The 10,652-nt window shown below is 46.6% G+C and carries 9 protein-coding genes; 4 read left to right on the top strand and 5 right to left on the bottom strand.

Features of this window, described 5'->3' with window-relative positions:
- Window positions 1–101 precede the first annotated feature (101 nt).
- The 3 genes from B2Z67_RS07820 (at window position 102) to B2Z67_RS07810 (ending at window position 3,620) form a co-directional block, all read left to right on the top strand.
- A complete protein-coding gene (locus B2Z67_RS07820) occupies window positions 102–1,082 on the top strand; it encodes an adenosine kinase (protein ID WP_291529262.1) in 981 nt (326 codons plus the stop codon).
- Between the two features lie 12 nt (window positions 1,083–1,094).
- Entirely contained in the window at window positions 1,095–2,768 is a 1,674-nt protein-coding gene (locus B2Z67_RS07815) for a S41 family peptidase (protein ID WP_291529261.1), read from the top strand.
- A gap of 84 nt (window positions 2,769–2,852) precedes the next feature.
- On the top strand, window positions 2,853–3,620 hold the full coding sequence (locus B2Z67_RS07810; RefSeq protein WP_291529260.1) for a prolyl oligopeptidase family serine peptidase: 768 nt from the start codon (window positions 2,853–2,855) through the stop codon (window positions 3,618–3,620).
- Here the strand turns inward: B2Z67_RS07810 and B2Z67_RS07805 are convergent.
- The 5 genes from B2Z67_RS07805 to rpoN all read right to left on the bottom strand — a co-directional run bounded on the left by B2Z67_RS07805 (window position 3,604) and on the right by rpoN (window position 8,854).
- Entirely contained in the window at window positions 3,604–5,457 is a 1,854-nt protein-coding gene (locus tag B2Z67_RS07805) for a 4-hydroxy-3-methylbut-2-en-1-yl diphosphate synthase (protein ID WP_291529259.1), read from the bottom strand. The genes B2Z67_RS07810 and B2Z67_RS07805 overlap by 17 nt on opposite strands.
- A 49-nt stretch (window positions 5,458–5,506) precedes the next feature.
- Window positions 5,507–6,016, bottom strand: a complete 510-nt coding sequence (gene purE / locus B2Z67_RS07800) for a 5-(carboxyamino)imidazole ribonucleotide mutase (RefSeq protein ID WP_291529258.1) — start codon at window positions 6,014–6,016, stop codon at window positions 5,507–5,509.
- Between the two features lie 165 nt (window positions 6,017–6,181).
- A complete protein-coding gene (gcvH, locus tag B2Z67_RS07795; RefSeq protein ID WP_291529257.1) occupies window positions 6,182–6,562 on the bottom strand; it encodes a glycine cleavage system protein GcvH in 381 nt (126 codons plus the stop codon).
- Window positions 6,563–6,609: 47 nt separating this feature from the next.
- Window positions 6,610–7,275: a hypothetical protein gene (locus B2Z67_RS07790; RefSeq protein ID WP_291529256.1), complete on the bottom strand. Its 666-nt coding sequence runs from the start codon at window positions 7,273–7,275 to the stop codon at window positions 6,610–6,612.
- Between the two features lie 88 nt (window positions 7,276–7,363).
- Window positions 7,364–8,854, bottom strand: coding sequence for an RNA polymerase factor sigma-54 (gene rpoN / locus B2Z67_RS07785; protein ID WP_291529255.1), 1,491 nt, complete (start codon window positions 8,852–8,854; stop codon window positions 7,364–7,366).
- Between the two features lie 339 nt (window positions 8,855–9,193).
- Between rpoN and B2Z67_RS07780 the strand changes: the two genes are divergently transcribed.
- A complete protein-coding gene (locus B2Z67_RS07780) occupies window positions 9,194–10,567 on the top strand; it encodes an aminopeptidase P family protein (RefSeq protein ID WP_291529254.1) in 1,374 nt (457 codons plus the stop codon).
- The last annotated feature ends 85 nt before the right edge of the window (window positions 10,568–10,652 follow it).

Below are 10,652 nucleotides of genomic sequence, written 5' to 3'. Positions count from 1 at the left end.
AACCGACTGAGCTAAGGAAGAATGTTGTTTTTTCTCAAATGCGGTGCAAAAGTAATAGGATATTTTGAAATATGCAATATCTTTGCAAAAAAAATACCGGAATGGACAAAATAATAGGAATAGGTAACGCTCTTGTTGATGTTTTGGCTACTCTCAACGATGACCACGTTCTAAGAGAAATGGAACTGCCAAAGGGGAGCATGATTTTGATTGATGAAAACAAATTGCAAATTATCAATAATTATTTTAGCAGAATGCTAACCCATCAGGCAGCCGGAGGTTCTGTAGGTAATACCATCCGTGGTATGGCATGTCTTGGGGCAAAGACAGGCTTTATTGGTAAAATCGGTAATGACGCTTACGGGGAATTCTACCGGCAAAGCTTGTTGGAGCGGGGAACTGAAGCGAATTTGTTAATATCCGCAGATTTGTCCTCAGGAGTCGCCTCTACTTTTATATCCCCTGACGGAGAACGTACATTCGGCACCTATCTGGGCGCTGCCGCTACGCTGAAAGCAGAAGATTTTTCACTTGATATATTCAAAGGCTACACCTATCTATTCGTTGAAGGTTACTTGGTACAGGATCACGATATGATACTTCGCGCCATTGAACTGGCTAAGGAAGCCGGATTACAGGTCTGCCTGGATTTGGCGAGCTATAATATTGTGGAGCAAGATCATGATTTTTTCTCCTTACTAATAAACAAGTACGTAGATATTGTGTTTGCTAATGAGGAAGAAGCGAAAGCGTTTACCGGTAAAGAGCCGGAAGAAGCGTTGGAGGTTATAGCCGGGATGTGCAGCATCGCTATCGTGAAGATAGGATCAAAAGGTTCTCTTATCCGTAAAGGAACGGAAGAAGTGCATGTAAGTGCCATTCCTGTAGATAAAGTGATAGATACTACCGGAGCGGGAGATTATTTTGCAGCCGGTTTTCTATACGGATTAACCTGTGGGTATTCTTTTGAGAAATGCGGTAAGATAGGCTCTGTCCTGTCCGGGAACATTATCCGGGTGATTGGCGCCGAAATGCCTGCCGCGTGGTGGGAAGATATAAAAACGAAAATCAGTGAATTATAATAGAATAAGAATATGAAAAAGTTTCTGAGAATGCGCTATGTAGCTATCCTGTTACCGGTAGTGGGTGCTATCGTCTTTTTTAGTTTCAAGAGTGGTGATGACCGCAATTTCCAGATTGCAAAGAATCTGGATATATTCAATTCCATTGTCAAGGAGTTGGATATGTTCTACGTGGATACGCTAAATCCGGACAAGACTATACGTGGAGGGATTGACGCCATGCTTTATTCGCTTGACCCTTATACGGAGTATTATCCCGAAGAAGACCGCAGTGAGTTGGAGCAGATGCTTAAAGGTTCTTACGGAGGTATCGGTTCCGTTATCCGGTATGAGCCGAAACTGAAACGTACGGTGATTGTAGAGCCTTACGAGAATATGCCTGCCGCAGAGGTTGGTCTGAAAGTTGGTGATATCCTGCTTGAAATAGACGGGGAAGACCTGACCGGAAATATGAATGTAAGTACGATGCTTCGCGGTCAGGTAGGTACAAGTTTTAAGTTAAAGGTTGAACGTCCAGGCGAACAGAAGCCCTTGGATTTTACGATTGTGCGTAAGAATATCCAGTTACCGTTTATCCCTTATTATGGGAAGCAGGAAAATAATGTAGGCTATATAAACCTGAGCACCTTCTCCGGTGATCCTTCCAAAGACTTCAAAAATGCTTTCCTCGATTTGAAGAAGCAAGGCATTACTTCGCTGGTGATTGACCTGCGTAACAATGGCGGCGGTCTGCTGGAAGAAGCTGTGGAAATTGCGAATTTCTTCTTGCCTCGCGGCAAGACGATTGTTACTACCAAGGGGAAGATAAAGCAGGCGAGCAATACATACAAAACTTTGCGTGAGCCTCTGGATACGGATATTCCTGTTGCCGTATTGGTAAACAGCGGTACTGCTTCCGCCTCGGAGATACTGGCAGGTGCATTGCAGGATTATGACCGGGCAGTGATTATCGGTAACCGCACATTTGGGAAAGGTCTGGTACAGGTTCCCCGTACCTTGCCTTATGGCGGTACAATGAAAGTAACAACCTCCAAATATTACATACCCAGCGGGCGTTGCGTACAGGCGATAGACTATAAGCATCGCAATCCGGATGGTAGCGTAGGACGTATTCCGGATAGCTTGACCACTGTATTCCACACAGCTATCGGGCGTGAAGTTCGTGATGGCGGTGGAGTGACGCCGGATATTACTGTAGAGCAGGAAAAGCTGCCTAATATCCTATTCTATCTGGTGAATGATAATCTGATATTTGATTATGCAACACAATATTGTTTGAAACACCCTCAGGTTGCCGCTCCTGAAAAGTTTGCAGTAGCGGATACCGATTATGCGGAATTCAAGGAAATGGTGAAGAAGGCCGACTTCAAGTACGACCAGCAGAGTGAGAAGATATTGAAGAACTTGAAAGAGATGGCTGAATTTGAAGGTTACCTGACGGACGCTTCCGAGGAATTCAAGGCTCTTGAGCAGAAACTTACTCATAACTTGGACCGTGACCTCGACTATTTCTCAAAGGATATCAAGAATATGATTGCGCAGGAAATTATCAAGCGTTATTATTTCCAGCGCGGAGGTATTATCCAGCAGTTGAAGGATGATAGTGATTTGCATGAGGCGGTAAAGGTGCTGAGCGATCCTGCTAAATACGAGGAGATGCTGAGCGTTCCGGTTGCAAAGAATTGATGATAAGTAACACTCCAATAATCATTCCGATGAAAAAAGTGTATCTTTACGCTCAGAAGTGAAACCTTGTAAATCGTGATTCTGATGAAACGAATAATCAATGTAGTTTGTGTGCTATTCTCTTTACTGCCTCTTTCGGCACAAGAGACTTACCAGAAAGAAACCTTTATCTCTTCTCGAGGTGACGCATTGCCCTATCGCCTGCTTCGTCCCGAAACGGTAAAAGCCGGAGAGAAATATCCTTTAGTACTTTTCCTGCACGGTGCCGGAGAGCGGGGCAACGACAATGAAAAACAGCTGACCCATGGCGGACAGATGTTCCTTAACCCGGTGAACAGGGAAAAGTATCCTGCATTTGTGCTTGTGCCGCAATGTCCTGCAACCGGCTATTGGGCGTATATGGAGCGTCCTGCTTCATTCATGCCGGATGATATGCCGTTGGATGCCCCCATCGCTCCCGTAACACAAACGGTGAAAGACTTGCTGGATACTTATCTGGCAATGCCTCAGGTAGACGCAAACCGTGTTTATATCATGGGACTCTCTATGGGTGGCATGGGTACGTTTGATATGGCTATCCGTTTCCCCGAAGTATTTGCAGCCGCAATTCCTATCTGCGGAGCGGTGAATCCTGACCGCCTGAAAGCAGCCAAGCCGGTAAAGTTCCGTATCTTCCATGGCGATGCCGACAATGTGGTTACTCCGGAAGGTTCGCGCGCCGCATACAGAGCCTTGAAGGCTGCCGGTGCGGATGTGGAATACATTGAATTCCCCGGTTGCAGTCATGGCAGTTGGAATCCTGCGTTCAATTATCCCGGCTTTATGGAGTGGCTATTCAGTCAGAAGAAGTAATCTCCGCATAATCCCCATTCGCCTTGATTAACTCAATCAGTTTCTCTACGGCTTCTTCTTCGGGAATATTCTTCTCGATGCATTCTTTCTTTTTATACAGGCTGACTCTCCCGCGTCCGGCTCCTACATAGCCGTAATCGGCATCCGCCATCTCCCCCGGACCGTTGACTATGCATCCCATGATACCGATTTTCAACCCTTTCAGATGCGAAGTTACTGCTTTCACACGGGCTATGGTACTTTGCAAATCAAACAAAGTGCGTCCGCAACCGGGACAGGAAATATACTCCGTCTTGCTGGTGCGTACACGTCCTGCTTGCAGAATGCCGAAAGCAGTGGCGTCTACTACAGCATGACTGAGGTTGCCCTGATTAAACAGGAAAATACCATCACAAAAGCCATCGAAAATAAGCGCCCCCATGTCGGCAGCGGACTTTATCTGCAAGTTCTCCGCTTCATTCTCCGCATAGTGCTGGAAGAAGACAACCGGGTTCTTCAATCCTTCTTTCATCAACTGATGTACCAAAGCGCGGTGTTCCCCGAGCCGGTTGGGATGATTACTTTGCGATACCATTACTACTTCCGGATGATACTTCAGGCAAGCAATGACCTCCTCCGTTTGCGCCATGTAAGGCATAAACAAAAACTTCAGGTCAGATTGGTAACTGCCCATAAACGGGAGCTGTTTGTAAGTGAAAGCCGGATACGTACCGGACTCTCCTTGCCATACGTCGGTGTCGAGGATATATTCTGTTCCTTCTTCACGAACTTCGGGCAAAGCACGACCTGCATAGATATAATCAGGGATAAACTGAGGATGGGTATCGAACTTTCCGTCCATACGCTCCACAATAACTACAGGCAGGTTGCTGCCACCAATATTGCGTACGGCGTTCGTTTTGCGTCGTGCCGGAGAAAGATAATCGAACCTTTCGGCAGTTACGCCGGGAATGTAGGGATGTTCTTCGTGTTGAACAATGTAATCCACTAATTTGCGGGCAACAGGTATTTCCGCTTCGGGCGCTTCGCTCAGAGATACGCGGATTGTATCACCCAGCCCATCGGAAAGTAATGCTCCGATACCTAAAGCTGATTTGATACGTCCGTCCTCACCGTCACCGGCTTCCGTTACGCCAAGGTGTAGCGGGAATTGCATTCCTTCTTTCTCCATGACGGCTGCCAGCAGGCGTACAGTTTTCACCATCACCACAGTATTGGATGCTTTGATGGAAATAACCACGTCCGTAAAGTTCTCCTTTACGCAGATGCGCAGGAATTCCATGCACGACTCTACCATGCCTTCCGGCGTATCACCATAGCGGGACATGATGCGGTCGGACAGTGAACCGTGGTTCACGCCAATGCGGATGGCAGTATGGTTTTCCTTGCAGATGTTCAGGAACGGGACAAAGCGGTCGTGTATCTTTTGCAGTTCCTGTGCATACTCCTGGTCTGTATATTCCAGATGTTTGAACGTACGTGCTGCGTCTACATAATTACCCGGATTGATGCGTACCTTTTCAACGTATTGTGCCGCTACGTCGGCTACCTTGGGATTGAAGTGGATGTCGGCAATCAAGGGAATCATGTAACTATCCCTGCGCAGACCGATGTTGATGTTCATCAGGTTTTCCGCTTCCTTGATTCCCTGAGCTGTAAGGCGTACGTATTCGCCTCCGGCATCCACAATTCGTTTGGCTTGCGCCACGCAGGCTTCCGTATCCTGTGTAGCGGTATTTGTCATACTCTGTATGCGTATAGGATTGGAACCGCCCATAGGGGTGGCTCCAATATTTACTTCTGATGTTTCTCTGCGGGAGTAGTTGAATAGATCCACGTTGGCTGGTTTTTAGTCACTAACCATTAATCACTAAAATCGCTTTTTCTCAGTTCGTTTTAAATTGATACTTCACCTCTTTCAGTTCCTCATTAGCCTTTACGACTTTCTTTTTTAAGCCTTCTTTATAGGCGGCGAATCTTTCGGCGAGGTCTTCATTACTCAAAGCCAGTATTTGTACGGCAAGAATGGCGGCATTCATGGCGCCGTTGATCGCAACCGTGGCTACAGGAATTCCGGGAGGCATCTGGATAATAGAATAGAGTGCATCCATACCATCCAGGACAGCCCCTTTAACGGGAACACCGATAACAGGAAGAGTCGTGTTGGCAGCGATTACTCCGGGCAGAGCGGCAGCCATACCGGCTGCTGCAATTATTACTTTAATACCACGCGTACCGGCTTTCTTGGCAAAATCCTCTACTGCTTCCGGGGTACGGTGCGCAGAGAGGGCATTCATTTCAAACGGCACATGTAATTCATTCAATAGTTGAGCAGCCTTTTCCATAACCGGAAGGTCGGATGTGCTGCCCATGATGATGCTTACTAATGGGGACATAAGTTTTAATGGTTAAGTAGTAAGTAGTAAGTAGAAAGTAGAAAGTAGAAAGTAGTTAGTGATTAGTGATTAGTGGTTAGTGGTTAGTGGTTAGTGATTAGTGATTAGCAAGCTGATATTGCGCAGCCCACTAATCATTAATCATTAATCACTAACCGTTAATCACTAATCGTTAATCAACGCTTTATACGCTGCTGCATCCAACAATGAGTCGAGATCAGCATCAGCTTCCGGTTTCATCTTGATAAGCCAGCCTTCACCGTAGGGATCCTTATTTACCAGTTCCGGTTGGTCGGCAAGTGCCTCATTCTGCTCCAGAATCTCGCCGCCTACAGGCAAGAACAAGTCTGAAACGGTTTTTACTACTTCGATGGTACCGAATACCTCGTCGGCTGCCAGCGTTTCACCTTCGGGCAAAATATCAACGAATACGATATCACCTAATTGTGCCTGAGCATAATCAGTAATGCCTACATAAGCTACATCGCCTTCAAGGCGTATCCACTCGTGTTCTTTGGTGTACTTTACATTTTCGGGGAAATTCATAATTGTAATTATTTTAAGGGTTAATACTATGTTATTACATTGTTATTTCAAAAGAGGAAGACGCGGAACAGGGCATTACCCATCGGATGAAGTACCGATAAGGAACTAATCAAACCTACTGTAAATCCAACCAGCACCTCGCCCAATGTATGATGCCGTAAAACGATACGCGACGTACCCAATATTCCTGCAATAAGGATAAACAGGCACAACCACCATACCGGGTTATATCCGAACAAAACGCTGAAAGATACCAGTCCGCCGATGATAGCTCCCATGCCTGCCATGTGCTCGCTTAACTTCCATTTCAGGTTGACGATAATACAGATTATCATCATGATTAATGCAGTGAGAATAATCCCCGACATATACCAGGGAATATTCAGGCGGTGCATCATTATCAGACAGAATACATACGAAATGATGGTCAGTGTGAATGGCATAAAACGCCGTTTACGTTCAACTAAATCCTTTGAGGTAAATCCATTGATTTTGCGGAACAGGAAAATGGTAAGAGTAGGCATAAGGATCGTGAAGCAATATACCACTCCCAGCACAATCAGCTTATACTGAATGGGCATAATGCGCAGATATGAGAACAGAAATAAAAACAGGAATGCCAGGAAAGAGATGGAAAACGGCGTGAATATGACTGAAATCACTTGGGCTGTCCGGATCAAAGTCCTGTCTGCTACAACATGTTGTTCCTTCATTTTATTTATCTACTATTTTACAATATACGATCCAAACTACTACTCTCTACCTACTACTAACTACTAACTACTTACTACTAACTACTTCCTACCTCCTCAACCTCGCCACCGGTATATTCAACTGCTGCCTGTACTTGGCAACAGTGCGGCGTGCTATCGGATAACCTTTCTCTTTCAGTATTTCGGTCAGTTCATCGTCCGTATAAGGCTTCTTCTTATCCTCGTTGTCGATACACTCTTTCAGTATCCTGCGTATTTCGCGAACGGACATTTCTTCACCGTCTTCGGTCACGTAGCCGTCGCTGAAGAAGTATTTCAGCGGATAAATACCGTAGTTGGTCTGCACATATTTGCTGTTGCTGACGCGCGAGATGGTTGATATGTCCAGTCCGGTATGTTCGGCAACATCTTTCAGTATCATGGGTCGTAACAGTGACTCGTCTCCTTCGAGGAAGAACGGGCGTTGCAAGTCGATGATAGCCTGCATGGTAGTCATCAGCGTATTCTGACGTTGCTTTACGGCATCAATAAAGCCTTGCGCGGCATCCATCTTCTGTTTCAGGAACATCATGGCTTCTTTGGACTCTTTGGACTGGTTCGCCTTGTTCCGGGTGTGTTCTTCCACCATTTCGGTGAAGTCGCGGCTCATTCGCAGTTCCGGTACATTCCGGTTGTTGAGCATGATGTTGATGGTTCCGTCGTCGTAGGTATCGACAATGAAATCGGGAACGATTTGCTGCATGTTCCGTCCGATGGCTTCGCCCAAAGATGCGCCCGGGCGCGGGTTGAGCTTGCATATTTCTTTGATAGCCTGTTCAAAAGCGCCTTCCTCCAGACTGAGTTTCTGTTGTATCTTGTCCCAATGTTTGCGGGTAAATTCCTCGTAACACTCCGAAATAATGGCTTCCTCGATATAAAGCAACGGGTTGGGAGTGAAATTCTGCTGTTCTATCTTGCGGCGAATCTGAATAAGCAGGCATTCTTGCAGACTTCGCGATCCCAGTCCGGGAGGGTCAAAATCCTGAATAATCTTCAGCGCTTCCTCCAGTTCTTCCTCGGTACATTCGATACCTGCGTAGATGGCGAGTTCATCGCAAATGCTATCCAGCGATTTACGCAACAACCCGTCGTCGTCCAAAGAACCGATCAGGTATTCCGCCAGTTCGCGCTGGTGGGCGGTCAGGTTGCGTTCGCCCAATTGTTCTTTCAGCGTTTCATAAAAGGAGATGGCGTCGGAAAAAGGAATTTCTTCGGCTTGCTCGCCTTTGCTGCGGTTCTTCTCCTGTAGCTTATAGTCGGGAATGTCGTCTTCAGTCAGATAGTCGCCTAATGAATCATATTCGTTGGAGCCATTATCCTCGGCGGAATTCTCCGCATCGGAGTTTTCAGAGAAGTCATCGTCTGCCGCATCTTCCTTGCCTTCTTCCAGGGCGGGGTTTTCAAGAAGTTCCGCATGTATCCGGTCTTCCAACTCCACGGCAGGCAGTTCCAGTAGTTTCACTACCAGGATTTGTTGGGGCGACAGCGTTTGTACCTGCTGTTGCGCCTGACTTTGTACTTGTCTGGAACCTTGCGCCATATTTAATTCTTCATTTTTTAGCTTGATTCTTTGCCTTAGCTCGCCACAAAAATAGTGAATAGTTCGGGAACCTGAAAAGTTCTCTCATTATATTTAGAAACTGTTGTGATTTTCCTTTTTTACGCTTCTCGGCTTCTTTTGATTTTGTTTCCGGTCTGTTTTCCCGTTTTTAATCGTCACATAGCCCGTTATGCTCCTCTTAAAAACAGAAAAACATCCTCAAAAACAACTCTCAAAAGAATAGCAAGCAAAATCAAAACAGTTTCTTTAACAGTAAAGCGAGCTTTCGTTGCATTTTTGTTTTTACCTTTGTGCGAATCAACTAAAAAATGGAACGTTATGTTTGATAAAGAAACCTATGTGCAGCGCAGAGCCTTGCTGAAAAAGAATATTGGCTCCGGAGTGTTATTATTTGTAGGAAACGACGACCAGGGATTAAATTATGAAGACAATGCTTTCCGCTATCGTCAGGATTCTACTTTCCTCTACTATTTCGGCTTGTCGTTTGCCGGACTTTCCGCTATCATTGATATGGATGAAGACCAGGAAATCATCTTCGGCGACGAACTGACTATCGACCATATTGTATGGATGGGCACGCAGCCCACTTTGCAAGAGAAAAGCGAGCGCGTGGGTATTACAGAAACACGCCCTTCCGCCGGGATTATCGACTACCTGCATCGGGCGTTACTGAAAGGGCAGACCGTACATTACCTTCCGCCTTACCGCGCCGAGCATAAACTGAAACTGATGGACTGGCTGGGCCTTTCACCTGCGCAGCAGGGAGGTTCCGTTCCGTTTATCCGTGCGGTGGTGGCGCAGCGTAACTATAAATCGGCCGAAGAAATCGTTGAGATAGAAAAGGCGTGCGACGTAACTGCCGATATGCACATCGCTGCAATGAAGGTGATTCGTCCGGGAATGTTCGAATATGAAGTTGTTGCCGAAATGAACCGGGTAGCCGAGATGAACAATTGCGGGCTTTCCTTCCCGACGATAGCTACGATAAACGGTCAGACCCTGCATAACCACTATCATGGGAATAAAATAAAGCCGGGCGACTTGTTCCTGATTGATGCCGGAGCGGAACTTCCGTCGGGGTATTGCGGCGACATGTCGTCTACCGTGCCTGCCGATAAAACATTCTCTGCCCGTCAGCGTGCCGTTTACGAAGTTCAGAATGTGATGCACCTGGAGTCCGTTAAGGCTCTTCGCCCGGGTATTCCTTATGTGGATGTTTACGATTTGTCCGCCCGTGTCATGGTAGAAGGTCTGAAGGAACTGGGATTGATGAAGGGAAACGCCGATGATGCCGTGCGCGAAGGAGCACATGCGCTGTTTTACCCTCACGGCCTGGGGCACATGATGGGACTGGATGTGCACGATATGGAAAACCTGGGCGAATTGTGGGTAGGCTACAACGGGCAGCCCAAGAGTACGCAGTTCGGGCGTAAGTCACTGCGCCTCGCCATTCCTTTGGAGCCGGGCTTTGTGCATACGGTTGAGCCGGGCATTTACTTTATTCCCGAACTGATTGATAAGTGGAAAGGTGAAAAGAAGTTCACCGACTTCATCAATTATGATAAGGTGGAAGAGTACCGTCATTTCGGCGGTATCCGCAACGAAGAAGATTTTCTGATTACTGAAACCGGCGCCCGCCGTTTGGGTAAGAAGATTCCTCTGACGCCGGACGAGGTGGAGGCCTTGCGATAAGACTGGGATTCTTATTCCGCCGTTCAACACCTCCCAGAGTTTTTTTTGTGATTTTATCTGCCATCTGCCACCTTTTTGCTCGTAT

Source organism: Bacteroides sp. UBA939, from assembly GCF_002293435.1.
GTDB lineage: Bacteria > Bacteroidota > Bacteroidia > Bacteroidales > Bacteroidaceae > Bacteroides.
Note: the sequence above shows the minus strand (reverse complement) of the source record. Positions and strands in the feature narration are given on the sequence as shown.

Excerpts from the sequence above, each read along its gene's own strand:
- B2Z67_RS07820 (WP_291529262.1), top strand. The coding sequence starts at position 102 with ATGGACAAAATAATAGGAATAGGTAACGCTCTTGTTGATGTTTTGGCT.
- B2Z67_RS07815 (WP_291529261.1), top strand. The coding sequence starts at position 1,095 with ATGAAAAAGTTTCTGAGAATGCGCTATGTAGCTATCCTGTTACCGGTA.
- B2Z67_RS07810 (WP_291529260.1), top strand. The coding sequence starts at position 2,853 with ATGAAACGAATAATCAATGTAGTTTGTGTGCTATTCTCTTTACTGCCT.
- purE (WP_291529258.1), bottom strand. The coding sequence starts at position 6,016 with ATGTCCCCATTAGTAAGCATCATCATGGGCAGCACATCCGACCTTCCG.
- gcvH (WP_291529257.1), bottom strand. The coding sequence starts at position 6,562 with ATGAATTTCCCCGAAAATGTAAAGTACACCAAAGAACACGAGTGGATA.
- B2Z67_RS07790 (WP_291529256.1), bottom strand. The coding sequence starts at position 7,275 with ATGAAGGAACAACATGTTGTAGCAGACAGGACTTTGATCCGGACAGCC.
- rpoN (WP_291529255.1), bottom strand. The coding sequence starts at position 8,854 with ATGGCGCAAGGTTCCAGACAAGTACAAAGTCAGGCGCAACAGCAGGTA.
- B2Z67_RS07780 (WP_291529254.1), top strand. The coding sequence starts at position 9,194 with ATGTTTGATAAAGAAACCTATGTGCAGCGCAGAGCCTTGCTGAAAAAG.